The sequence below is a fragment of the Halomonas sp. AOP13-D3-9 genome (assembly GCF_052379125.1).
Lineage (GTDB): Bacteria > Pseudomonadota > Gammaproteobacteria > Pseudomonadales > Halomonadaceae > Vreelandella.
The window spans coordinates 102,621-127,654 of sequence record NZ_JBQSYH010000005.1 but is presented as its reverse complement, the minus strand read 5'-3'; the positions used below and the strand labels follow the sequence as shown (position 1 = coordinate 127,654).

Here is a 25,034-nt window from a genome sequence, read left to right as displayed (position 1 = left end):
CCTAATCGCTAGGCTGCCGACTCGGCAGTAAGTTCGGGGCAACAGACAGGAGCTTATCGATCACTTGAGTCTCCTTTAGGCGCTGGTAAGCCGCCTCAATATCCAGGTGCAGCGCATGCTCTTCCTGGTAAACAGGCAGGACGTCTCGCAGTGATTTCCAAGCCAGCGACGTGCCCTTGGCAAACTCATCACTGCCAATTAAATCAAGGGCCTGAGAGGCCAGTAGATATTCGATCGCAAGAACGTAGAAAGCATTGTCGAGGGTCTTGTCCAGTTTCAGGGCAGCACTTTCGCCAAAGCTTAGATGGTCTTCCTGGAGGCCCGAGGTGATAAAATTATCGGTCACTGCGGGCTGCGCCAGACGTTTGTTATCCGCCACCAGGGAAGCCGCCGAGTAGTGGGCGATCATCATGCCGGACTTGACGCCGCTTTCAGTGGTCAAGAAAGGCGGCAACTGATTCGCCTGGGGTGTCACTAAGCGGTAGGCGCGCCGCTCTGAGATCGAACTCCACTCACAAGCTGCAATGGCCAACAGATCGCAGGCCATCGCCACCGAGGCGCCGTGAGGATTAGCCTGAGACACAACCTGGTAGCCATCTTCAACGGGAATCACTAACGGGTTATCAGTAGCAGAGTGGAGCTCTTTTTCCACCTGTCTGGCCGCATGGTCAAACTGGTCGCGGCAGGCGCCGTGCACCTGGGGCATTGAACGCAAGCTAAGCGCGTCCTGTAGCCGCGCCCCCTCATGGCGAGCCAAGTGCCTACTGCCTTCAAGCAAACGACGCAGGTTATCACCCGTTTGCTGAACACCAGGGTGGCGTTTGAGCACTGTCACCTCAGCCATAAACGCATTCAACTGTCCGCCCAATGCCTCAAAGCTCATGGCACCGATAATATCTGCCCAGGCGGAGAGGCGCGCTGCATCGTCAAGCGCCAAACAGGCCAGCCCGGTCATCGCAGGGGTGCCGTTCACCAGGCTCAGCCCATCCTTGGGCCCAAGCGTTACCGGCACCATACCGATGGCCTCCAACGCCTGCTTGGCAGGCATCCGTTGCCCACGAAACTCAACATCGCCGTGACCGATTAGCGCCAAGCCAATGTGTGCCATATGAGTGAGATAACCCACCGAACCGCGTGAGGGTACGACGGGAGTAATCTGCTCATTGAGCAGCCTTATCAGCCCCTCCACCGCGGCCGGACTGATACCGGAGTAGCCGTGACTGTAGTTGATCACCGCGCTGCACATAATAGCGCGAACTTGCTCCGTTCGCAGCGGGCTACCAACACCACAGGCATGGCTCATCAAGGTGTGGTGCGAGAGACGTTGCAGCCCATCCTGCTTGAGCACTACATCGCACAGCGCGCCTAACCCGGTATTGATACCGTAATGGGGCACGCTCGAAGCGGCAATCTTCTCGACGGCTTCGCGGGCGGCGCGAATCTTCTCCCAGGCCGAGGGCGACAGCGACATCGGATACCCGTCGCGGGCGACCTTGACCACCTCCAGCCAAGCTGGAGGCGTATTGCCAATTTCCACGTGGCGAGACAACTCACTCATAAACATCCTCGGCGGGTTTAACGCGCGCCGGGCTCTCTTGGGGGTGATTAGCGCCATCCAAGATGAAAACTTTCACCGCAGAAGCCACAATCAGCAAAAACAGAAACAGCACGATAAAGCCCCCCGCTGCCGCCAGGAACTTAATACCGTCTACCCCCTGAGCACCGCCGCCAAAGGCCACCATGACATAAGCGATAATAGCGATTGATAGCCCCCAGAGGATCTTCTGCTTGCGGGGAGCTTCCTCCTCCGCCGTCATATTTCTCGTGCAGATGGTAGCGATGGTCGATGACATCGAGTCTGCGGCCGTAGAGAAGGAAATAATCAGCGTAAAAATAGCTAACGGGATCAGCAAAGCGGACATTGGCAGGTTTTGCAGGAAGCCCCAAAGTCCCGAAACGGCGCCGTTCTCGGTCACCACGCTAACCAGATCGAGAGTGCCATCCATCTGCCACTTGATCGCCGACCCTCCCCAGATAGCGAACCAAACGATGCCGAACACGGAAGGCAGGATCCAGTTAATTACCAAAAACTCACGTAGCGTTCTGCCATAGGAGATCCGCGCCAAAAACAGACCCATCAACGGGGCGTAGGCGATCCAGATCGACCAGTCGTACATCGTCCACCAGGTGACCAGCGCTTCACCGCCAGACTCTTTGGTATCGAATGACCACAGGAAGAAGTTATCGAACCAGTAACCCAAGCTGGTTACCGACAGACTCAGGATGTAGCTCACTGGGCCAATGATCAGCAGAATGATGACAAAAGCGTAGAAGATGTAAGCATTGACCGATGAGAGGAAGCGGATGCCCCGCTTAAGCCCAGATAACGCAGAGGTAATAAAGATCGCCGAAATAACCAGCGTTAAAATCAGCCACGTCATAGGGCTCGAAGCGATACCGTACTCAGCCTCAATGCCGGAACTGATCAGTGCGAGGCCCGCCCCTAACGATGATGCCAGCCCAAGCGCAATGGCAAGAATAGAGATAATATCGACCACGGCTCGTACGGTCGGGCTTCGCTCGCGACTCCCTAAGAGCGGTGACAGCGTCGAAGAGATCGAGAAACGCTCTTTGCGATTAAAGTGCATATATCCAATCATCAAGCCAACAATGGAGTACATGGCGTAGGGAATAAAGCTCCAGTTATGGAAGCTTCTTGCCAGTGCAAAGATGGCTGCTTCGCCACTGTTGGGCTCAAAAGATTGATTGGCGATCTCGCCATAGACATTACCCAGATAGATGATGGGCTCATTGACCGAGTAGGTCACCACCCCCGTCGCTATCCCGCCGGTTAACGCCATGGCAAACGTCGCCGCCAACGAAAACGTCGGCTTTGCGTTCGCCCCACCCAAACGGATATTGCCTGCCTTGGAAAAGAAGATAAACGCCGTGACACCCAGCGTCGAAATAGCCAACAACTGATAAAGCCAACCAAAATCGGAAAGCGAAAGATAGAACAGCTGCCGAGCAACGCTGACCAGTAGTTCGTTATTAACCAAGCCAATGATGACGGCCAGCATAATAATCACGAAGGCCGGTATAAAGACGCTTCGCTTTAACTGTTTCCTGTCGGTTTGTGACATTGTATGTCTCCTGTCGAGGTTTATTTTTATAGCGCTTTTTTATTAGGTGCCGACATGCTGTCTGTCGGCACCCGTATCTGTGTATCCAGCAACGTTAAAGGTAGGGAGGTAGTTGATGAGGATGACTACTTAATCATCGGTAAATCGAGCCCCTGCTCACTGGCACTCTGTTTGGCGATGTCGTAGCCAGCATCGGCATGGCGCATGACCCCAGTGGCTGGGTCATTACGCAGCACGCGGCCCAGGCGTGCATGAGCGTCATCCGTGCCATCGGCGACAATCACCACCCCTGCATGCTGGGAGTAACCCATACCTACACCACCACCATGGTGAAGAGAGACCCAGGTGGCGCCCCCGGCGGTATTAAGCAGCGCATTGAGCAGCGGCCAGTCGGAGACCGCATCCGAGCCATCCAGCATTGATTCAGTCTCGCGATTGGGGCTAGCCACCGAGCCGGAGTCCAGGTGGTCGCGACCAATCACAATGGGTGCTTTGAGCTCGCCACTGGCGACCATGGCGTTAAACGCCTGCCCCAAGCGAGCACGATCCTTTAAGCCCACCCAGCAGATGCGCGCCGGTAAGCCCTGGAAGCTGATACGCTCCTTGGCCATATCCAGCCAGTTATGCAGATGCGGATCATCTGGGATGAGTTCTTTGACTTTCTGATCGGTTTTATAGATATCTTCTGGATCACCGGAGAGCGCCACCCAGCGGAATGGGCCAATTCCCTGGCAGAACAGTGGGCGAATGTAGGCAGGCACAAAGCCGGGGAAGTCGAAAGCGTTAGAAACGCCCTCCTCCTGAGCCATCTGGCGAATGTTATTGCCATAATCGAAGGTAGGTATACCCATTGCCTGGAAGTCGAGCATGGCCTGCACATGCACCGCCATGGAGCGCTTAGCCGCCTTGACCACCACCTCGGGTTCGGTCTTCCCGCGTGTCAGATACTCATCCCATGACCAGCCTGCGGGCAGATAACCATGCAGTGGGTCGTGAGCGCTGGTCTGGTCGGTTACCATATCCGGCTTGATGCCACGCTTAATCAGTTCCGGCAATATTTCAGCGGCATTGCCATGCAGCGCAATCGAGACGGCTTTACCTTCTGAGGTATAGCGCTCCAAGCGCGCCAGGGCATCGTCGAGATCACTCGCCTGCTCATCCACATAGCGGGTACGCAGACGCATATCAATGCGGCTCTGCTGACATTCAATATTAAGACTGCAGGCCCCCGCCAGCGTTGCCGCCAATGGCTGCGCCCCGCCCATACCGCCAAGACCGGCCGTCAGAATCCAGCGCCCAGCCAGTTTGCCGTCGTAGTGCTGGCGACCAGCCTCAACAAAGGTCTCGTAGGTGCCCTGGACAATGCCCTGAGAACCGATGTAGATCCATGAACCAGCCGTCATCTGGCCGTACATCATCAGGCCTTTCTTATCCAGTTCATTGAAATGCTCCCAGTTAGCCCAGGCTGGCACTAGGTTGGAATTGGCAATCAGCACCCTCGGGGCGTCTTTATGGGTTTCGAATACGCCTACTGGCTTACCGGACTGAATCAGAAGTGACTGGTTATCTTCTAAACGTTTGAGCGTTTCAACGATGGTATCGAAACACTCCCAATTGCGGGCGGCGCGGCCAATCCCGCCATAGACCACCAGCTCTTTGGGATTCTCGGCGACATCTGGATCTAGGTTGTTCATCAGCATGCGCAGCGGTGCTTCAGTCAGCCAGCTCTTGCAGGAGAGCTCGACTCCATGAGGTGCCCGAATTTCGGTATCGCGAAAGCGTGAAAGAGACATGGTAACTCCTGTTTGCTGTCAAAGTTTGTATATACATTATGACAACAAACGCTTCTGCGCAATCACCTAAATCGCCCTTTTTAGCAAAAAAACAACTCAGTCCTAAATATTCGCCAACATAGTGCAAACGCCAACAATAGGGCGAAATTACGCACCAAAATGGACTTTACGAGGAAATTCCAACTCTCTTCTTTACCTAAGAAGCGGACTTCGCTATATGTATATACATTATCCGTTATTCGTTAACAAAAAGGAGCCCCGATGACCCATTGCTATTTTGCTGATCATGCCCTACTGCCGACTGGATGGGCCTCTCAGGTGCTGTTCGAAGTCGATGCCACCGGCATGCTTATATCGGTACTGCCCAACAGCTCGCCCGGCAACGCCCAGCGCTTAGCCGGGCCAGCGCTACCCGGTATGCCTAACCTACATTCACACGCTTTTCAGCGCGCCATGGCGGGCCTGGCAGAAATCGGTAGCCCCCAGCCAGACAGCTTCTGGAGCTGGCGAGACCGCATGTACGGCTTGGTTGACCGCCTTACACCGAATCAAGTGGGCACTATTGCCCAATCGCTGTATGTCGAAATGCTTAAGGGCGGCTATACCCAGGTCAGCGAGTTTCATTACTTGCACCACGATCTATCGGGCAAGGCCCATAGCGATCCGGCTGAAATGGCCTGGGCGATTAGCCAAGCGGCCGAGCGCAGTGGCATTGCGCTTACCTTGCTACCGGTGCTTTACGCCCACAGCGGCTTTGGTGGCCAGCCACCCAATCATGGGCAAAGACGCTTTATCCACGCCGTGCCAGATTTTTTAAAATTGCTTGAGACATTGAAGCCAAGCTTTGCCGACCACTCCACACAGGCACTAGGCATGGCGTTTCATTCCCTGCGCGCGGTGACATTGGAAGAGATCCAGGCGGTGCTGGCGACGAACCCTGTCGGGCCACGCCACATTCATGTCGCCGAGCAGCAACGCGAAGTGGAAGACAGCCTCTCCTATTCAGGCAAACGCCCTGTGCGCTGGCTACTGGATAACGTTGAGGTGGATAAGCGCTGGTGTTTGATCCATGCCACTCACCTAGACGACTCAGAAGTACGTGACCTCGCCACTAGCGGCGCCGTAGCGGGGCTCTGCCCGACCACCGAGGCCAATCTGGGCGACGGCATCTTCCGCGCAGTGGAGTATGCCGCCCAGGGTGGGCGTCTGGGCATTGGCTCTGATAGCCATGTCTCACTCGATGTGGTTGAAGAGCTACGGCTGCTTGAGTACGGCCAGCGCCTTGCCACCCAACAGCGCAACTGCCTGCACAATAGCGACATACGCCCGGTGGGCGACTGGCTTTACCGCCATGCATTAGCGGGAGGCGCCCAGGCCTCTGGCCAACCCATCGGCGCGCTCGAAGCGGGCAAGCGGGCCGATATTGTCGTTCTTGATGGCAGTGACCCCTACCTCGCCACCAGTTCAGACGAAACGCGGCTAGGGCGTTGGCTGTTTGGCGGTTCCAAGCAACAGATACGCGATGTCATGGTCGCAGGCCGCTGGGTTATCCAGCAGCGGCGTCACGCCTTCGATGAGGCCAACAGTGAGGCGCTTGCCAAACTGTTTCGTGAGATAGGTTAAGCCGTTTGGCGCGAGAACGGCTTAGCAGCATTGCGAGAACGACTACTTAGAAGAGTGCGCCATGGTGCGCAATTTATAGCGGTCACCGGGATGCAGCAGGTGAGCATAACTAATTAGGCGGTCGCCTGACCAAGTGCGCCGACGAACACTAAGGCAGGGTAGCGCAGCATCAATTTCCAGCCACTCTGCCGCGCCCGCTTCAGGCAGCACCGCCTCTACCACGTGCTCCATATCGGTAATCGGGCAAGCGGCAACCAACACCTCGTTGGGGGTTTGGCGATTGAAGTCTGCCTCCAGATAGCCAGGCACCCAGCGTGGATTGACGAAGCGCTCTTCGAGCTGGATCGGCTGGCCATTTTCCAGGTGAATAAGAATCGAATGGAACAACCTAGTCCCAATACGCACACCCATCCGCAGGGCAATCTCATCGTCAGCATTCAGCGCTTCGCAACTCACCACACGATTAGCGTATTCGTGGCCACGGCTGCGTACCTCATCAGCGATATTATTAATTTCGGCCAATGGCGACTCAGAACGACGATCCGTCACAAAGGTGCCGATCCCCGATTGACGCACCAGATAGCCTTCCTGCACCAGGTCGCGAATGGCCTTATTGGCCGTCATCCTGCTGACACCGAAGGTAATCGCAAGCTGCTCCTCAGGCGGGATCTTATGGTCGACGGGAAAATGACCTGTTTGGATATTATCCAGCAAGTACTGTTTGATCTGTTGATACCGGGGCGGTTGGCGTCCCACGTGCTCTCCTCAAATCCCTTTCACCACCCCGCTTATTAGCACTCCGAAAGGAACATCAAACCCGCGGAAACAGGTCGATCCTAATCAGGCGCGTTGCAGGCAGCGTCTCAAATGTCATTGTGTGACAGCTTTCGGTCGCTAACTCGTCATCAGCGCTGGGCCAGTGCCAAATATCGCCACCATCAAGGGGCAGTGACGGCTCACCGGCCAGCCACGCCTGCCCGTCAACGGCTAAGATAAATGTCTCAGCGTTCGGGGCTGGCCTTAGCGGCTCCCCAGACGTTAGCCAGCGAACAGAAGCCTGCCAGTTTGCTGGATTGTACATTAAATTCAGCGCCCGGCTCGGCCCTTCAGGCAACAAGCAATTCACCGCTGCGTCACCTTCGAAGATAAAGCTCTCCCGAGGAGCCAAAACAGCACGCTGATCAGGCAAAACAAGTGTGACCGGATGCTCACCTATCACCGTGAAGTGACGCCTGACCCCCGCAATAATCGAGAATGGCCCCTCTCTGTCAAGTTCAGCCACCGAAACCCGCCAGCCTGGCGACTCACCATCACCCGCTTGGCACGCCACTTCACGTGTCACGCCACCACCATTTTGCCAAGCGACGGGGACCAGTTCGGTAAAGCGTAACCTTTCAGGTAGCTTCATTGATTGCTCCTCATCAGGATGCGGCAGCCTTGCGGTAGCTCATTGAGGCATCAATGCGACCCAAGATGTAGTCACCCGCGGCTACCGGCGGATATTGAGCTTCTGCTGCTGAGACACCAAGGTCGGCAGGATCAACGCGAGCCGTATAGTCGGGGTCATAAAAGGTCGCTATGGAGTAGCGTTCCCGGCCACTGGTATTGATGACACGATGCAACGTAGAGCGAAAGCGGTCATTTGACCATCGCGCCAACAGATCACCGACATTCACCACTAGCGAGCCCTCAATAAAGGGAGCGTCTACCCAGCGCTCGCTACCCAGCTCGCGCACCTGTAAACCACCGACGGCGTCTTGGTAGAGCAGCGTCACACAGCCATAATCAGTATGCGGCGCAACGCCAAATTGATCCGCCGGTCGATCATCCGCCTGCACGGGATAGTAGACCGCCTGGGTGCGCTGCAACGGCTTGGTGTATTTTGCCGCGAAGAACTCAGTGTCGATCCCTAGGCTCACCGCAATCGCACGCAACAGGTCTGCACCACAGCGACCTACCTCAACAAAGTAGCGATCCATTGCTGGCTGAAACTCCGGCATAAAGTCTGGCCACTGGTTCGGCCCACGCAGTGCCTCGCCTGCCAGTACGCTTGGGTCATCCTCGGCCAAGTCCAGCCCAAAACCATAGAACTCCTTCTCATCAGGTCGGGTTGCCTGATACATAGTGGCACCACCGCGCCGATGAAAACCACGGTGGTGCTTATTAACCGCCACCTGCGCCTTGCGCTCCAGTGGCTCAGCAAAGAAGCGCTGAGCGGCCTGCATAGCATCGTCTATTACTGCCTGTGATAAACCATGGTTGATGATGTAAAAAAACCCCACCTGGGTACAAGCGTTGTGTATCGCCTTCCCCGCCCGCGCGAGGCTACCAGGGTCGCCCTCACGCACGCCCTGCATATCAACCAGCGGTATGGTCATTGCTGAAGTTGTCATTACTTGTGTCTCCACTGTCAACGAAAAGCCAGCCCAATCCTTACCCGTGTTAGTCCACTTAGGCTATCGGTAGCGGCTATAAACAAGAACAGCCACAAGCAATAAGTATATACATATAAAAATGCTTTTATCTATCCATGTTATTAAAACAAATCCTATAAAATTTCTCCTAAAACGCACCAAAAACACACAAAAAGCACCATTCATGCACTAAAAATTATCATTCTAAAATAATCTCTAACAGCGCCAGGAAACTTAACCAATAGAACTTGCATAAACACCACCTACCTGTATATACATAATAACAACGTCCGATTTCATAGTCGCAGATTCACAACGACAGCTGGGAAGATCTAAAAACCATTTTTTAACACCCGCTGAGTGAGAAAAAGGCTGTTTGGATGTTCCCAAATGATGCTCGTAAAGCACTTCAGAGGTCACCATGACATCAGTACAACGACTCTCCCCAGGCCAACTTACGCTCGCCACACTGCGCGAGCTTTTTGAGGACAGCCCCACTATCGAACTCGATGAGGAGAGCAGGGCTAGAGTCGCTCGGGCCGAAGCAACGGTTAGCGACATTCTGGATAGCGGCCGCACCGTTTACGGTATTAACACCGGCTTTGGCGTGCTCGCCCAGACCTCAATACCGCGCGCGTCACTCACAGAGCTCCAGCGAAACTTAGTGCTGTCACACAGCACAGGGGTGGGTGACGACTTGGACGATGCCACCGTGGGCTTGATACTGGCGCTTAAGGCGGCCTCACTGGCCCGTGGCCACTCCGGCGTACGCTGGCTGGTCATTGACGCACTGCTGGCGCTTTACAACGCCCAGGTCTACCCCTGTATTCCCGCTAAAGGCTCAGTAGGCGCCTCAGGGGATCTTGCGCCGCTAGCGCATTTAGCCGCCACCCTGCTCGGCGAAGGCCGCATGCGCCATAAGGGACGCGAGATGCCAGCCGTTGAAGGACTTTCCCTAGCGGGTCTGGCACCGCTAACGCTGGCGCCCAAGGAGGGACTGGCACTCATCAACGGCACCCAGGTTTCCACTGCGCTGGCGTTGCGTGGTCTGTTCGCCGCCGAAAAACTATTCACCGCTGCCGTGGTCGCCGGTAGCCTGACAGTGGATGCTTTAAAAGGCTCAGACACCCCGTTTGATGAGCGCATACAGGCCGTTCGCGGCCACCCCGGCCAGTATGATGTCGCCGTTTTCTACCGCGAACTGCTAGCAGGCAGCCGGGTGCGCGAATCCCACCGCGACTGCCCGCGGGTTCAGGATCCCTACTCGCTGCGCTGCCAGCCCCAGGTGATGGGCGCCTGCCTCGACCACTTACGCTTTGCGGCGGGCGTTTTTCTACGCGAGGCTAACGCCGTTTCTGATAATCCGCTGATCTTTGACAACGGTGATGTCCTTTCCGGCGGCAACTTCCATGCGGAGCCGATTGCCATGGCGTCCGATGTGCTGGCGCTGGTGATCTCAGAAATCGGCGCGCTGTCGGAAAGGCGCATCGCCCAACTCGTCGACCCCGCCCTCTCAGGGCTACCGGCGTTCTTGGTCAACGACAGCGGCCTTAACTCTGGCTTTATGATCGCCCAGGTCAGTGCAGCGGCACTGGCGTCCGAGAACAAAACCCTGGCCCACCCCGCCTCCGTAGACAGCCTGCCGACCTCCGCCAATCAAGAAGACCACGTCTCAATGGCGACGTTTGCGGCAAGGCGACTGGCCGATATGGCGTTTAACTCCAGCGCGGTGGTCGCCATTGAGTTGCTGGCGGCGGCTCAAGGGGTGGAATTCCACCGCCCCATGACCACATCTCCTGCCCTCGAAGAAGCGTTGGCGCTGATTCGGCGCGACGTTAAGCATTACGACCGGGATCGCTACTTTGCCCCTGATCTCGTTGCCGCCCAGCGCTTTGTTGACGAGGCTATCTTCGAGCCACTGCTGCCCCGCCCACGCCTCTACGCCGAGGGTTGATATGAAACGACGCTACGCCCCAAGCCACCGCTGGCGACACGCCCAAAGTATCGATGAACTGGCCACAATGGCCAGTAGCCGACTGCCCGCCTTTGCCTGGGAATATCTCAACGCCGGTGCCGAGGACGAGCACACCCTCAACGACAATCGCAGCGCATTTCAACGCTGGCAGTGGCGACCACGCACGCTGGTTGACCTAAGCGAGATCGACAGCCGCACCACCCTTTTGGGCCAGGAGTGCGCAATGCCCCTGGCAATCGCCCCCACCGGCTACAACGGCATGCTGTGGCGCGACGCTGATATCGCCCTAGCCCGAGCGGCGCAACGTCACGACATGCCCTTCACGCTGAGTACCGTATCCTGCAATAGCCTTGAGGAGGTTGCCACCGCTGTCCCAGCCGGTCGGCTGTGGTTTCAGCTCTACCCACTACGCGACAAATCAGCGACCCAGGATCTGATCGAACGCGCTCAAGCGGCTAATGCAGAGGCCCTTGTGGTCACCACCGATGCGGTGGTGCTTGGTCGGCGCGAGTGGGACAGCCGCAGCTACCTGAACCCTCGACGCCTGACCATGGGCCATACGCTAGATGCTTTATGCCACCCACGCTGGGCCGCCCAGGCACTCTGGCCCAACGGCCTACCGACACTGGGCAACCTGCTCAAATACTTGCCCGCAGGGGAGCACAGTGCGGCCAGCGCAGCCACCTACATCAGTCAACAAATGGCGACCGACTTAACGTGGGAAGCGCTCGCCGAGATTCGCCAGCAGTGGTCGGGCAAGCTGATCATCAAGGGCATTCTCAATGCTGAGGATGCCCGCCGCTGCCAACGGCTAGGGGCCGACGCCATCGTGGTTACCAACCATGGTGGGCGCCAACTGGATGGCTCGCCTGCCAGCCTCGACTGTTTGCCACCCATCGTCGATGCGGTGGGGAAGCAATTAGAGATCCTGCTCGATAGCGGCATTCGCCGAGGTAGCGATATTGCCAAAGCGCTAGCTCTAGGCGCCAATGGCGTACTCAGTGGAAGGGCTACGCTATATGGTCTCGCGGTAGGCGGCGAGGCAGGCGCTCATCATGCCCTGACGCTACTCCAGCAACAGTTACACAATACGCTTGCTCTGCTGGGTCGCCCATGCGTGTCCCAGCTCGACCGCGACTGTCTGGGTCTTCCCCTCCATCTTTCACACGACAACGCACATTACCTCACGGCTAATTCGGCGGGCTCGCCCACACAAACCGTGCAGCCGACTATGGGAGATCTATCGTGAGCATTGAACCCAGTAAAGACGATGCCTTCCTAGATCTGTTGCTAAGCGCCTTTGGCGACAGCGTGCTGCTGGGCGAGGCAATCCCGGCGTCTTGTCATAGCGACTGGACGGGCCACGCCGCCTGCCGACCACTGGCGCTGGTACGCCCAGCCAGCACACAGGAAGTCTCCAAGCTGCTGCAACTTTGCAACCAGCACCGCCGCGCCGTCGTCCCCCAGGGTGGCATGACGGGTTTAGCCGGTGGCGCCGTACCCACGGCAGACAGTGTCGCGCTGTCATTAATCAAGCTCAGCGGCGTGGAGAACGTTGACCAAGATGCCGCCACACTGACGGTGCGTGCGGGCACTACACTTCAGGCCGTCCAAGACGCGGCTATAGCAGCAGGCTTTTGCTATCCAATTGATTTTGGCGCCCGAGGCACTTGCCAGATCGGCGGCACCCTATCCACCAATGCGGGCGGTCATGGCGTGATTCGTCACGGTATGACACGTGACCGAGTGCTCGGCCTTGAAGTAGTGCTAGCCGACGGGCGGATTCTCGATTTGATGAACAGCATGATCAAAAACAATACCGGCTACGACCTTAAACACTGTTTTATTGGCGCTGAGGGTACGCTAGGCATCATCACCCGCGCGGTACTGCGTCTTGCGCCGCTCCAGAGGGAGTCCCGCACGCTTTTGTGCGCGCTGCGCGACTATCCGGCGGCGGTCAGTCTGCTGCATCGACTGCGTGGCACCGGACTAGCCCTAGAGGCATTCGAGGTGATGTGGCAGGACTTCTATGCGATGAGTTGCGAATGGCAGAGCAACCAGTCGCCTCTCCCACCAAGCTACCCTCTTTACGTGCTGTGTGAAGCCGAAGGCGATGCGAGCCACCTGGAGATGGTTCTGGAAGCCGCTCTGGAAACCGGCGAAGTGCAAGATGCCGTCATGGCAAGCACGATCAAGCAGGCCCGTGAACTATGGGCGATCCGCGAGGCGACCAGCGAATTTCCCATCAAGCTGGCACCGATCAACTTCGACATCAGCCTTCCCATCCCAGATATTGGCGATTTCGTTGAGGCCGCTGGCAAGATGCTCCAGCTGCGCTGGCCAGGCATCCGCATCGTCAATTTCGGCCATATTGGCGACAGCAACCTGCATCTCACCATAGACGGCCACTCGCTGCCTGAGGACACCTCGGCGACTCGCCACGCCATTGAATCGGCCGTCTACCAGCTGGTCGGAGAATACCGCGGCTCCATTTCTGCCGAACACGGTATTGGCCTACTTAAGCGTGACTTCTTGCATCACAGTGTCCGCCCCGACGCGCTGGACGTTATGCGTGCCCTCAAGCAAACCCTTGATCCACGCGGCATTCTCAATCCCGGCAAGGTGCTCAGTTAAGCCACCATTATTCACCAGCGATCGCACTCAAACAGGGCAACGTTAATTCGCCCTTCAGTGACAAAATTTGCAAAGCCATTATGTATATACAGGTAAGTACTTTCTGGCATGCAGTTTGCTTTTATAAAGTTGATGTACTGGTACGCACTGTCAGTTTCTTAATAATCCCGATGGAGTTATTACTCAATGAAAAAATCCAATCTACTCAAGCATTCCCTCTCCCGCCTGGCAATAGGCCTGGGTGTCTCTTTTGCAGCCAGCACCGCTTCTGCAGATCTGCTTGAAGAAGTACAAGAACGAGGGGTGCTCAATGTGGGTACTGAATTTCATTTCGCCCCATTTGCTTATCTAGACAATGGCCAGCAGAGCGGGCTCAACCTTGAACTTATGGCGCGTGTGGCTGAAGAGCTAGAGGTAAGCATTAATTGGATCGATCTGCCCTGGCCCAGCGTACTGCCCGGCCTTGAGGCTGGAAACTATGACTTCGTAGCTGGCCCGGCGATGATTACCCAAGAGCGTAAACAACGTTACAACTTCACCCTGCCCATCGCTGATGCCACTGTCGCCATCTTAAAGCGTGCTGACGACGACTCTATACAAACACCCGAAGATATCTCCGGCAAAGCGGCCGGTGGTGGTCGCGGCACTGCGCAGCTTGAGCAGCTAAAAGCGTTTGCCGCTGAATTGCCCGAGCCCCCAACGATTACCGAGTACGTTGATTATAGCCAAACCTACGCTGATCTTGCTGCAGGTCGGATTGATGCAGTGGCTAACTCGCTGCCCAACATTGCTTATACCGCCACCCAACGGCCCATGTTTGAGGTGGTTCAGCCGCCCTTTGGTCAGTCGGCTTACTTTGGCTATATGGCACGCAACGATGAGGAGTCCGCCTCCCTGGTGGAAGCCATCAATGAGGTGCTGCTATCAATGCACGAGGATGGCAGCCTAGCTGAGCTGCAAACCAAATGGTTCGGCGAGCCGATGGATGTTCCCAGCGAAGATTTTGAACCGGAGATCTAATCAGCTCGTGACGTGTTCGGGCGGTCATTGAGCTAGATACCGCCCGGTATGCTCTCCCTCACCTCCAGGGATATTGCCAATGTTCGACTGGCCAACCTTTCTTTTCAGCCTTCCGTTGCTTGGCAAGGCACTGCTTATCACGCTACAGACGTCGTTGCTGGGGAATGCCTTTGGCTTTGTCATTGCGATACTTATTTCCAGCATGCAGCTAGCAAAAATGCCACTACTACGGCGCCTCGGTGGCAGCTATATCTTTATCTTTCGAGGGGTGCCGCTGCTCGTCCAACTACTGGTTATCTACTATTTGGCACCCATGTTCGGGCTACCCAACCTTTCCCCAATGGTGGCTGCAGTCATGGCGCTCTCGCTCTGCTCAGGCGCCTATATCGCAGAAATATTGCGCGGCGGCCTGATGGCAATTCCTTCAGGGCAGAGTGAAGCGGCACATCTACTAGGCATGAGCCGCCCGGCTATTTTGCTGCGTATTGAGCTGCCCCAAGCGATTCAAAGCACCCTGCCTTCACTGGTCAACGAGTTGGTATTGCTGATTAAGGCCTCAGCGCTGGTATCCGTAGTAGGTCTAGCAGACCTTACCCGGGTGGCCCAGAACCTCGCCTCATCAGACTACTTATTCTTCCAGCATTACCTGGTACTGGCAGGGATCTACTGCCTGATTAACATACCGCTGACCATGTTCGGGCGCCGACTTGAGCGTCATTTAGAGAGGAGTCTGGCGTGACTTTCGATTTATCCATTATTACTGCCAATGCCGGAGCAATCTGGAGCGCTTTTTTAGTCACCATTTATACCTGGCTGGCAGGTAGCGTGTTGGGCCTGGTGGCGGGACTATTTATCGCTGCGCTAATGCTCTTTGGTGGTCGGGCACTGCAACTCATATTGAGAGTGTTCATCGAGCTGGTACGCGGCACTCCCTTTCTGGTGATCCTGTTTCTGGTCTACTACGGTGGCCCGTCATTCGGCCTGCGTCTCGGTGCTGTCACCGCAGGAGTGCTCTGCATCGCTTTCTACAGCAGCGTCTATTTTGCGGAAATTTTTCGTAGCGGTTTTGCCGCGGTGCCTCGTGGGCAGCTGGAAGCAGGCGAGTGCCTGGGGCTTGGCCGCCTTCAGCTACTGTGGCGCGTACAACTACCGCAGATGCTCGTCCTTATCCTGCCAGCAATCGTCAATATGCTGACCATTCTGTGCAAGGAAACCGCCGTACTGTCGATTATCACTGTGCCGGAGCTAACCGCGGTGCTCACCGGTATTGGCACCCGCACCTTTACCTTTATTGAAACGTTATTAGTGCTCTGCATCGCCTATCTATTACTGATCGAGATCACCTCACGCGCAGGCAGGTGGCTTGAGCACCGCGTCGGCATCTACTTGCAGCGCTGAACAGGAGCTAGCTATGTCGCTTTCCCTATCCCCCACTAACGCTATCTCAGCAGTCCCGGCTGAGAACTCGAAGATAGCGCCAATCATCCATCTTTCAGCCGTCGGCAAGCGCTTCGGCAAAAATCAAGTGCTCGCCAATATTGACCTAGACGTACACCACTCTGAGGTGGTCTGTTTGATCGGCCCCTCAGGTTCCGGCAAAAGCACCCTACTGCGCTGCATGGCGTTCCTTGAGGAGTATGACGACGGCGAAATTCATATCGAGGGGCGTTTGCTGGGCTGGGAGATTGATGACCGAGGACACCGCAAACACGCGGGGCGTAACCGTCTTAATCAGGCCCGTCGCAATCTAGGCATCGTCTTTCAGCAGTTCAACCTATGGCCTCATATGACTGCGCTGGGCAATGTCACTGAAGCGTTAGTGAGGGTAAGGCGCTTACCGCGACAGGAGGCTGAAAAAAAGGCGATGCAGGCGTTAGACAAAGTTGGCCTCAGTGAAAAAGCCAAGGAGTACCCCGCACGCCTTTCCGGTGGCCAACAGCAACGCGTTGCGATCGCCCGGGCACTGGCCATGGAACCCAAAATTATGCTGTTTGATGAACCCACTTCGGCCCTCGACCCGGAACTGGTGGGTGAAGTGCTGGCCGTGATGAAACAGCTCGCCCAGGAAGGCATGACCATGGTGGTGGTAACCCACGAGATGGGCTTTGCGGCCCAAGTTGCCGACAGCGTTGTTTTCCTGGATCAGGGCAGCATCGTTACCCGCGGCACCCCCAATGAAGTCTTTCGTGATACCAACCATCCACGTTTACGCCAATTCCTACAGAACTATCTTGATCGTAATGCCTTCTGGAACACTACCCCGGAGCAAGCGAGCTGATGCCCACCCTCGACCCTACCCACTTGGCGCGCCGGGAAGTTCGCGAACTCAAGGGTTACAACGCCGGGCTCTCAAGCGAGCAGGTCAGCAAGCGCTGCGGCGTAACACGTATCGCCAAACTGGGTAGCAACGAAAACCCTCACGGCCCCTCTCCACAAGTAGCCGCTGCGCTCTCCAATGCCTTGATGGATAGCGGCCTGTATCCTGATGCCTCCTGCAGCTTTTTACGTGCTGCACTTGCAGCGCAACTGGATATAGCCCCTGAACGGCTGGTATTTGGCAATGGCTCTGAGGATCTGATTGCGATCTTATGCCGGATATTTCTCGACCACGGCGATACCCTGGTGACGATCACCCCCGCCTTTGGCCTGCACACACTCTACCCCCACTCGCTAGGGGCCCATATCCGCGCAGTGCCATTGCTTGAGGGGGGGCGTTTCGATATCGATGGGCTGCTGGAGGCACTGGGCGAGCCACCACGTATGCTGATGTTCTCGTCGCCCTCCAATCCGGCTGGCAGCGCTTTATCAGCCACTCAGCTTGATCGATTGCTTAGTGCGCTCACCCCCTCCACCCTACTGGTCTTCGACGAAGCTTATTACGAATACGCCAAAACGAGCCCCGATTACCCAGACGTGCTGGCCCTGCTGGCTCACCAGCAAACTCCCTGGATCGTACTGCGCACCTTCTCAAAAGCCTACGCACTCGCTGGTTTGCGTATCGGCTATGGCATTGTCAGCAGCCCCGCCCTTGCCGACTTAATCGACCGCCTGCGTACGCCATTCAACGTCAACCGCCTCGCGCAAGTGGCGGCGGTGGCTGCACTCCAGGACACGACGCACCTTGAAACAAGCCTTGAGCTGACAATGAGCGAGCGCAGTCGCGTGGCGCAAGCACTGAAGGATATGGGGCTGACAGTGGTACCGTCACTGGCTAACTTTCTGTTCTTCGAAACGACCCAGCCATCAGAGCAGGTGCATGAGGCGCTGCTGGCTCACGGAGTGATCGTTAAACCTTGGCTAGAGCCGGGATACACCCACTGGGTACGTGTTTCGATTGGCAGCCGAGAGGAGAACGACCAGTTCTTGGCCGCGCTGGCGGCTTCATTGTGTCTCCCCACTGCTCCCTTGCTTAGTGACTTTGATAATCCTGACATAGATAACTCAACTCTCTTATAAGGCGGTTCACCAAATGGTCCTTTCCACCCACAACATCACCTTAGATGATTCAATGATTGAGACCTTTCAACGTGAAGGAGCCGTAGTGCTGCGCGGCCTTTTCAACGACTGGATGGAGCCGCTACGTGAAGGGGTCGATGCATTGATCAAATCCCCAAGCCCTCTGGAACGCTCCTATCAGCCTGATGATGGCTCTGCCCCATTCTTTCAGGATCTGTGTAACTGGCAGCGCATTGAACCTTTTTCACACTTTATTATGGAATCTCCCGTTGCGGAGCTGGCATGCATACTAATGGGCTCACACCAGGCGCAGTTCTTTCATGACCACGTACTCGTCAAAGAGCCCGGCTCATCACAAGTGACACCCTGGCATCAGGATCAGCCCTACTACTGCGTTGAAAGCACCCAGTGTATTAGCTTTTGGATTCCTCTGGACCCCGTGGCATGTGAGACATCACTGAAATGCCTAGCGGGTTCACATCACTGGAATAAAATCCATCGCCCCAAACGCTTTGACGGCAGTGACCTCTATCAAGGTGATACTCGGGAAGAGCTACCCGATATTGATGCTGAGAGTTCCAAGTACCGCATACTCCAGTGGGCTTTAGAGCCTGGAGACGCGGTAGCGTTTGATTTCAGAACCGTACACGGAGCCTCTGCCAATACCTCCACAAGTCGCCGCAGGGTGTTCTCCGCTCGCTGGGTAGGGGACAATGCACGTTTTGCTGATCGTGGCGGCAAGGGATCTCCGCCTTTTGCCCATCTCACTTTGCAGGATGGCGATGCGTTGACGGGGCCTGAATTCCCTATTGTCTACCCACAAACCTAGAGACCCGGTCTTACTTGTCGTAACTGGAGTAGTGGATGAAAAAATCCGATATCGATAGCTCGACCGCACCGAAGGCACTCTATCTGCAAGCCAAACAGTTTGTATTGGATCGTACTGCCTCAGGCTTCTGGAAGCCTGGCGACATGATCCCATCAGAAAACCAACTCGTTAATGAACTCGGCATGTCACGCATGACGATAAATCGGGCGCTAAGGGAACTGACTAACGAAGGTTTTTTAGAACGTACCAGCGGTGTAGGTACCTTTATTGCTGAGCGCAAACCACACTCCAATTTATTACAAATAGCCAATATTGCCGACGAAATAGCCTCCCGCGGCCATCGTTACCATTGCGAAGTACTCGAACTTGGCCGTGTAGCCGCACCGTTCTCCATTGCTTCAGCGCTTGAGCTAACCACTGGTAGCTCGGTCTATCACCTGCGCTGCGTGCATTACGAAGAAGATCTCGCTGTACAGCTTGAGGATCGCTATGTTTCACCAGCCATGGCACCCGATTTTATTCACCAGCAGTTTGATGACACATTGCAGCCATCACGCTACTTATTGAACACCATCCCGGTAGACGAAATAGAGCATATCGTCGACGCGCTTTTGCCCTCTGAAGAAGACGCTAAAGCGTTAGATATTGATGTCAACGAGCCCTGTTTAGCACTTATGCGCCGCACCTGGAGTGCTTCACGGGTCGTTACCTACGTTAAGTTTCTCCACCCCTCCATGCGCTACCGACTAGGCAGCCGCTACTCAGTGGATGCGACCTCCCATGCTGGCTGAAGCTCCACACTTTACGCTATAACCCCCCTAGATCATGGTGAACAGCCAGCTATGTATAGCGAATGTCGCTTTACGACAACTAATGTTTGCCCACCGCGACACACTAGTAAGCGAATAAACCGCTGACTAGAGAGCACGCCATGAATCGCAATGTCATCCTCACCTGTGCCGTCACTGGCGCGGGTGATACCACCGCTAAAAACCCCAATGTTCCCGTTACACCCAAGGCTATCGCCGAGTCCTGCATTGAAGCTGCCCGCGCCGGGGCCAGCATCGCGCATATCCACGTGCGCGACCCGGAAACCGGCGGCATCAGCCACTCGACCGACCATTTCCGCGAAGTGATGGAGCGCGTTCGCGAGGCGGATGTGGATATTGTGATGAACATTACCGCGGGCGGCGGCGGCGACTGGATACCGGATGCCACAGACCCCACCCGCGGCGGCCCAGGCACCGATATTCAAACGCCCGCTGAACGTCACGCCCCGGTGGGTGAGCTGCTTCCAGAATTGTGCACGCTGGATTGCGGCAGCCTCAACTTTGGCGACATGGTCTACGTAAACCCCGCCGACTGGCTGCGCGAGCACGCCCGTTTGGTGCAAGCCGCTGGCGTTAAGCCGGAGCTTGAGTGCTTTGATCTGGGCCATGTCTGGTTTGCCCGCCAGCTTCAGCAAGAGGGCTTGATCGACGGCGACCCGCTCTATCAACTCTGCCTGGGCATTCCCTGGGGCGCCGAGGCGGATACCGAAACTATGCTCGCCATGCGCAACAAGTTGCCAGAAAACGCCAACTGGGCAGCGTTCGGCATTGGCCGCCATCAGATGCCCATGGTCGCCCAGGCGGTGCTGCTGGGCGGTCACGCCAGGGTGGGGTTGGAAGACAACCTGTTTTTAGAGAAAGGCGTACTAGCCAATAACGGCCAACTGGTCGAAAAAGCCTCAACCATTATTGAAAACCTCGGCGCACGGGTAATGACGCCAGCGGAAACACGAGCGCATCTGAAGTTGCGCAACCCGGCAGGAGGTGACGTATGAACCGCTTAGCCGTTATTGGTACTGGCGTGATCGGCAATGGCTGGATTGCCCGCGCCCTCGCTCAAGGCTGGGACGTAGTGGCGTTTGACCCAGATCCTCACGCGCCAGCGCGCACCCAATCGTTTATCGACAACGCCTGGGCCTCGTTAACCCAGCTCGGCCTAGCGCCCGATGCCAGCTCTGAGCGGTTAACTTTTGCGGCCACCATTGAGGAGGCCGTAAGCGGCGCTGATCTGATTCAGGAGAACGTGCCCGAGCGTCTACCGCTCAAGCAAGAAATCTTGGCCGCCATTGATGCCGCTGCCGCACCGGACGTTATTATTGGCTCTTCTACTTCCGGCTTTAAGCCCACCGACCTGCAACAGCAGTGCCAGCAAGCGCCTGGGCGGGTAATCGTCGCTCACCCCTTCAACCCGGTCTATCTGCTGCCGCTGGTGGAGCTTGTTGGCGGGAAGGCCACTCAACCAGCGCAAATCGCCAGCGCCCAAAGGCTCTATCAGTCGCTCGCCATGCGGCCGTTAGTGGTTCGCCGTGAAATAGAGGGCCATATCGCCGACCGTCTAATGGAAGCGCTGTGGCGGGAAGCGCTCCACTTGGTCAACGACGGCGTCGCCACCACCGAAGAGATCGACGCAGCGGTGGTTTACGGCTGTGGGCTGCGCTGGCCGTTGATGGGCACCTTTTTGACCTTCCACTTGGCGGGCGGCGAACCGGGCATGCGCCATATGCTGGAGCAGTTCGGCCCGGCGTTAAAACTGCCCTGGACCAAACTGGAAGCCCCGGAACTCACCGATGAACTGATTGATAAAGTGGTAGAAGGCTGTGAACATCAGGCCGCGGGTCGTTCAGTGGCCACCCTTGACCGCCGCCGGGATGACTTCCTGGTCGAGCTGCTTGAAGTAGTGCAAAAATACTGGCCGGAAGCCGAAGGCTTGGAAGGGCGAATTTAATGATTATTTACAAAACCCAGGTCGCTCCCGAGTGGGTCGACTACAACGGGCATATGAACGACGCGGAGTACGCCCGCGTCTTCTCACTCGCCTGTGAAGCGCTGATTGACCACATTGGGCTGGATGAAGCGGGCCGTGAGCACTACGGCTACACGATCTATACCCTGGAAACGCACCTCTGCTACCGCCGCGAGGCGCACCAAGGCCAAGCGCTAAACATCAACCTGACGCTCCTCGATAGCGATACAAAGCGCCTGCACGTCTTTTTCACCCTATTCGATGACGAAGACAACCTGGTAGCGGCCAGCGAGCAGATGCTGATGGGCATGAAACAAGCGTCTGGGCGTCCAAGCCCGTTTCCTGAAGCGGTCGCGAATCGCATTGCAACACTGCCCAAAGCAGATAGCGGTGCCTGGCCAGAACTTGCCGGGCGCACCATCGGTATTCGGCGCTAAGGATGACAGTAGCGATGAACGTAGACGCCTTTATTCAGCGCTTTAGCGCAGGACTGGCGGTAATGGAGGAGCAGCCCCTGCCTCAGGTAAGGCGCGCTTACGACAAGTTCTGCCGCTCGTTCGCCCCACCCGACCCGGCCGGGATGCGGGTCGAAGATGGCATTATTAATGGCGTTAGCGTGCGCCGCTTTACTCCTCAGCAGCAAGCGCCGGGTGGCGTGCTGTTTATACATGGCGGCGGTTTTACCATCGGCTCAACCGAGAGCCATCATGGCCCCGCTGCCAGCTTGGCCCAGCAGCTTGAGCGCGAAGTGGTCAGCGTTAACTACCGACTGGCACCGGAAGTAACGTACCCCACCATGCTGGCAGACTGCCAAACGGTGTTAACAGCCATTCAACCTATTGCCCTGGTGGGAGACAGCGCAGGCGGACGACTAGCTATCGACCTGGCCCATCCACTGAGTGAAGCGCCGCCGCTGGGGTTAATCTACCCGCCCGTTGGCGAACTTTCGCCAGCCTGCCTGGGTGAAGATGCCCCACTGCTTTCGCGCCACGATGTGCTCAGCATTCGCGAACAGTGCCCTGAGATTATTGCCACACAACGGGATTGCCGACCTCCTGCCCAGAGCATGGAAATCCTGACAGTAGAGCACGACCCGCTAACTCAGCCTATTGAAGCCGCAGTGGCCAACTGGCGAGCAGCAGGCGCCTCCGTGGGCTATCGCAGTGCGCCGCAGATGGTACACGCCGCCCTTCACGCCCAATCGCAGCTACCCGACATGGGCAGTGCGTGGCAGGCGTTTTGCCACGCACTCAAGCAGCGCCTTGATGGATAAATAAACTATTTAAGAACCGAACTGGGCCCGCACCTGCTCAATCGCGGACTCGCCATCGCGGGTTTTGACACCGTCGAGCCACTCAGCCACGGTGCCTAGATTATTACCAATCCACTCATGGGCCACTTCATCCGCCGGACGATCTTCGTAGCTATACTCGTGTACCCATTCGTTCTGATCTTCGATATCGATCACGTACTGCGACAGGAAGCGGTGAACCTCCGGCGCTTCATCCGCCAGGCTGGCAGGGGTAATCGTCCATACCGTGCTTTCAATAGAGGCAATGCCCGCGTCATCGCTGTCGGCTAAATAGGCCAAATCGAAGCTCACGTTCATCCAGTGGGGCTCCCAGCCGACAAAGGTCACCCACTCCTCATCGGCCATTTTCTGCTCAGCCTGGGCCAGCATAGCCGACGTTGAGCTTTCACGGAGCTGCCAATCACCTAGCCCGGCAAGGTCATTATCGATGGCGTTGAGAATGGCATCGTTGATGCCGGTGCCCGCTTCAATGCCCTGGATTTCGCCATCGAAACGGTCGCGGTTTTCAGCCAGCTCAGCGACAGTGGTAACCCCGGCATCGTACACATACTGAGGTACCACTAGCCCCGAATTGGCGCCGCGGATATTGGAAACGACTTTTTCTACTTTGCCGTCGGCCACCAAGGGCTCGACCATATCGGTCTGAACCGGGTACCAGCCGCCTAAATAAATTTCCAGATCGTTACGCGTCAGGCCTTCCAGAATAACGCTCACGGCTAAATCCTGCTGGCGGGTCTCGTAACCCATCGTCTCCAGTAGTTGGGCTGCAACTTCTGATTTTACCGTTACCCCAGGCCACGGCGGCACCCCAAAACGCAGTTCATCAAGCTCCGCCATAGCCGGAGTGGCAGCAAACGCAGAGAGTAAAAAGCCAGCTGTTAACGACAATGACTTGGTGGTGGGAGAGATAGTCTTGGCAAACATTTAGCTAAACCTCTTATTCGTTGGGTTTAGTCAGTATGCGCGGCTGCCTCCCTACGACTAGGCATAAGGCGACGCTTGTCAGGCATTACACGACATTCATTGCACTTTAAAGGTCTTTTTCCGCCATGCCAGCACGAACCTGCCGAGGCGAGTAGCCGTAATGGGCACGAAAGGAACGCGCAAAGCTTGACGAGGAATTAAACCCACAGGCTACGCCCACCGCCAGCACCGCGAGATCGGTCTCCGCCAGCAGCCGCCGGGCGCGCTTAACGCGCAGCTGCAAATACCACTGGCGCGGGGTTACGTTTAGCTCCTGCTCAAACAGGCGCTGCAGTTGGCGCACCGATACGTCTACTCGGCTGGCTATCTCTTCGAGGGGAAGCGGCTCTTCAAGGTTCTGCTCCATTAACGCCACCGCTTCCACAACCCGCCGGTTATGCGTGCCTAGGCGCTTCACCAGAGCCATACGCTGCTGATCGCTGCGGGTGCGAATTCGGTCATGGATAAGCTGCTCAGAGACATCGATGGCCAACTTCGCCCCATGCCGCCGCGCAATCACTTCCAGCGCCATATCCATCGCCGCTGCCCCACCCGCGCAGGAGAAACGTCGCTCGCCCAACTCGTAAAGCTCATCGGTAGTATCAATGCCCGGAAAGCGCTCACGAAAGGCGGGCAGGCTCTCCCAGTGCAGCGCCACCCGTTCGTGTTTTAACAACCCTGTGGCGGCGAGCAGAAACGCTCCGGTATCGATACCGCCCAGACAGCAGCCCGCCTGATCCAACTGATGCAGCCAGGCCATTAGCGGCCGGGTAAGATGCGCCTCAGGAGTGAAGCCGCTGCACACTGCCAGAGAAGGCAGATGGTGCACCTCCGCCGTTGCTTGGTCGGCCATCAGGGTCATGCCGTTAGACGCCGTCACCGGCCCGCCATCCGCGCTGATCAACGTCCAGTCGAACAGCGGGCGATGGGCGATGCGGTTGGCAATACGCAGCGGCTCCACCGCCGCAAAAAAGGCCATCATGGAAAACTGCGGCAGCAGTAAAAATCCGACCATTTCAGGCAGCGGGCCCTGATAACTAAGACGCATAGCAATGCCTAAAATTTCTAGAGTGTATGGA

23 protein-coding genes are annotated in these 25,034 nt (G+C 56.5%); 15 read left to right on the top strand and 8 right to left on the bottom strand.

What is annotated here, in order from left to right:
- Position 1: 1 nt before the first annotated feature.
- The 3 genes from ACT3UM_RS07140 to hutU all read right to left on the bottom strand — a co-directional run bounded on the left by ACT3UM_RS07140 (position 2) and on the right by hutU (position 4,936).
- Complete coding sequence (locus tag ACT3UM_RS07140; RefSeq protein WP_498897412.1) at positions 2 to 1,558, bottom strand: HAL/PAL/TAL family ammonia-lyase; 1,557 nt, start codon at positions 1,556 to 1,558, stop codon at positions 2 to 4.
- Complete coding sequence (locus ACT3UM_RS07135) at positions 1,551 to 3,143, bottom strand: BCCT family transporter (protein WP_498897410.1); 1,593 nt, start codon at positions 3,141 to 3,143, stop codon at positions 1,551 to 1,553. Before ACT3UM_RS07135 ends, ACT3UM_RS07140 begins: the two co-directional genes overlap by 8 nt.
- Positions 3,144 to 3,268: 125 nt before the next feature.
- Complete coding sequence (gene hutU, locus ACT3UM_RS07130) at positions 3,269 to 4,936, bottom strand: urocanate hydratase (protein WP_498897408.1); 1,668 nt, start codon at positions 4,934 to 4,936, stop codon at positions 3,269 to 3,271.
- A 261-nt stretch (positions 4,937 to 5,197) separates the two neighbouring features.
- Between hutU and ACT3UM_RS07125 the strand changes: the two genes are divergently transcribed.
- Positions 5,198 to 6,559 carry a formimidoylglutamate deiminase gene (locus ACT3UM_RS07125; protein WP_498897406.1) on the top strand — a complete coding sequence of 454 codons (1,362 nt, stop codon included), beginning with the start codon at positions 5,198 to 5,200 and terminating at the stop codon, positions 6,557 to 6,559.
- A 42-nt stretch (positions 6,560 to 6,601) separates the two neighbouring features.
- Here the strand turns inward: ACT3UM_RS07125 and hutC (ACT3UM_RS07120) are convergent, their stop codons facing one another.
- From hutC (ACT3UM_RS07120) to ACT3UM_RS07110, 3 genes are read right to left on the bottom strand one after another with little or no spacing between them, the layout of a single operon-like run.
- A complete protein-coding gene (gene hutC / locus ACT3UM_RS07120) occupies positions 6,602 to 7,315 on the bottom strand; it encodes a histidine utilization transcriptional repressor HutC (protein ID WP_498897404.1) in 714 nt (237 codons plus the stop codon).
- Between the two features lie 55 nt (positions 7,316 to 7,370).
- A complete protein-coding gene (locus ACT3UM_RS07115; protein ID WP_498897402.1) occupies positions 7,371 to 7,967 on the bottom strand; it encodes a HutD/Ves family protein in 597 nt (198 codons plus the stop codon).
- A gap of 13 nt (positions 7,968 to 7,980) precedes the next feature.
- Positions 7,981 to 8,952 (bottom strand): isopenicillin N synthase family dioxygenase, encoded by a 972-nt coding sequence (locus ACT3UM_RS07110; protein WP_498897400.1) that lies wholly within the window; start codon positions 8,950 to 8,952, stop codon positions 7,981 to 7,983.
- 442 nt (positions 8,953 to 9,394) lie between these two features.
- Between ACT3UM_RS07110 and hutH the strand changes: the two genes are divergently transcribed.
- From hutH to ACT3UM_RS07040, 14 genes are all read left to right on the top strand, one after another.
- The gene (hutH, locus tag ACT3UM_RS07105) at positions 9,395 to 10,927 is read left to right on the top strand and encodes a histidine ammonia-lyase (RefSeq protein ID WP_498897398.1); all 1,533 of its coding nucleotides are present in this window, start codon (positions 9,395 to 9,397) and stop codon (positions 10,925 to 10,927) included.
- 1 nt (position 10,928) lies between these two features.
- Positions 10,929 to 12,197 (top strand): alpha-hydroxy acid oxidase, encoded by a 1,269-nt coding sequence (locus ACT3UM_RS07100; RefSeq protein WP_498897396.1) that lies wholly within the window; start codon positions 10,929 to 10,931, stop codon positions 12,195 to 12,197.
- The gene (locus tag ACT3UM_RS07095) at positions 12,194 to 13,582 is read left to right on the top strand and encodes an FAD-binding oxidoreductase (RefSeq protein WP_498897395.1); all 1,389 of its coding nucleotides are present in this window, start codon (positions 12,194 to 12,196) and stop codon (positions 13,580 to 13,582) included. The genes ACT3UM_RS07100 and ACT3UM_RS07095 overlap by 4 nt, the downstream gene beginning before the upstream one ends.
- Before the next feature lie 186 nt (positions 13,583 to 13,768).
- Positions 13,769 to 14,602 (top strand): transporter substrate-binding domain-containing protein, encoded by an 834-nt coding sequence (locus tag ACT3UM_RS07090; RefSeq protein ID WP_498897393.1) that lies wholly within the window; start codon positions 13,769 to 13,771, stop codon positions 14,600 to 14,602.
- A 79-nt stretch (positions 14,603 to 14,681) separates the two neighbouring features.
- Positions 14,682 to 15,341, top strand: a complete 660-nt coding sequence (locus ACT3UM_RS07085) for an amino acid ABC transporter permease (protein WP_498897391.1) — start codon at positions 14,682 to 14,684, stop codon at positions 15,339 to 15,341.
- Positions 15,338 to 16,000: an amino acid ABC transporter permease gene (locus ACT3UM_RS07080; RefSeq protein WP_498897389.1), complete on the top strand. Its 663-nt coding sequence runs from the start codon at positions 15,338 to 15,340 to the stop codon at positions 15,998 to 16,000. The genes ACT3UM_RS07085 and ACT3UM_RS07080 overlap by 4 nt, the downstream gene beginning before the upstream one ends.
- Positions 16,001 to 16,013: 13 nt before the next feature.
- Positions 16,014 to 16,880: an amino acid ABC transporter ATP-binding protein gene (locus ACT3UM_RS07075; protein WP_498897387.1), complete on the top strand. Its 867-nt coding sequence runs from the start codon at positions 16,014 to 16,016 to the stop codon at positions 16,878 to 16,880.
- A complete protein-coding gene (hisC, locus tag ACT3UM_RS07070; protein ID WP_498897386.1) occupies positions 16,880 to 18,058 on the top strand; it encodes a histidinol-phosphate transaminase in 1,179 nt (392 codons plus the stop codon). The genes ACT3UM_RS07075 and hisC overlap by 1 nt, the downstream gene beginning before the upstream one ends.
- Before the next feature lie 13 nt (positions 18,059 to 18,071).
- Positions 18,072 to 18,887, top strand: coding sequence for a phytanoyl-CoA dioxygenase family protein (locus tag ACT3UM_RS07065; protein WP_498897384.1), 816 nt, complete (start codon positions 18,072 to 18,074; stop codon positions 18,885 to 18,887).
- A 35-nt stretch (positions 18,888 to 18,922) separates the two neighbouring features.
- The gene (hutC, locus tag ACT3UM_RS07060; RefSeq protein WP_498897382.1) at positions 18,923 to 19,678 is read left to right on the top strand and encodes a histidine utilization transcriptional repressor HutC; all 756 of its coding nucleotides are present in this window, start codon (positions 18,923 to 18,925) and stop codon (positions 19,676 to 19,678) included.
- A gap of 140 nt (positions 19,679 to 19,818) precedes the next feature.
- Complete coding sequence (locus tag ACT3UM_RS07055) at positions 19,819 to 20,712, top strand: beta-keto acid cleavage family enzyme (protein WP_498897380.1); 894 nt, start codon at positions 19,819 to 19,821, stop codon at positions 20,710 to 20,712.
- Positions 20,709 to 21,662: an L-carnitine dehydrogenase gene (locus tag ACT3UM_RS07050; protein WP_498897378.1), complete on the top strand. Its 954-nt coding sequence runs from the start codon at positions 20,709 to 20,711 to the stop codon at positions 21,660 to 21,662. The genes ACT3UM_RS07055 and ACT3UM_RS07050 overlap by 4 nt, the downstream gene beginning before the upstream one ends.
- Positions 21,662 to 22,117: a thioesterase family protein gene (locus tag ACT3UM_RS07045; RefSeq protein WP_498897377.1), complete on the top strand. Its 456-nt coding sequence runs from the start codon at positions 21,662 to 21,664 to the stop codon at positions 22,115 to 22,117. Before ACT3UM_RS07050 ends, ACT3UM_RS07045 begins: the two co-directional genes overlap by 1 nt.
- A 2-nt stretch (positions 22,118 to 22,119) precedes the next feature.
- Complete coding sequence (locus ACT3UM_RS07040) at positions 22,120 to 22,953, top strand: alpha/beta hydrolase (RefSeq protein ID WP_498897375.1); 834 nt, start codon at positions 22,120 to 22,122, stop codon at positions 22,951 to 22,953.
- 9 nt (positions 22,954 to 22,962) lie between these two features.
- Here the strand turns inward: ACT3UM_RS07040 and ACT3UM_RS07035 are convergent, their stop codons facing one another.
- A complete protein-coding gene (locus tag ACT3UM_RS07035) occupies positions 22,963 to 23,916 on the bottom strand; it encodes an ABC transporter substrate-binding protein (protein ID WP_498897373.1) in 954 nt (317 codons plus the stop codon).
- 106 nt (positions 23,917 to 24,022) lie between these two features.
- Positions 24,023 to 25,003, bottom strand: a complete 981-nt coding sequence (locus ACT3UM_RS07030) for a GlxA family transcriptional regulator (RefSeq protein WP_498897371.1) — start codon at positions 25,001 to 25,003, stop codon at positions 24,023 to 24,025.
- Positions 25,004 to 25,034: the final 31 nt, after the last annotated feature.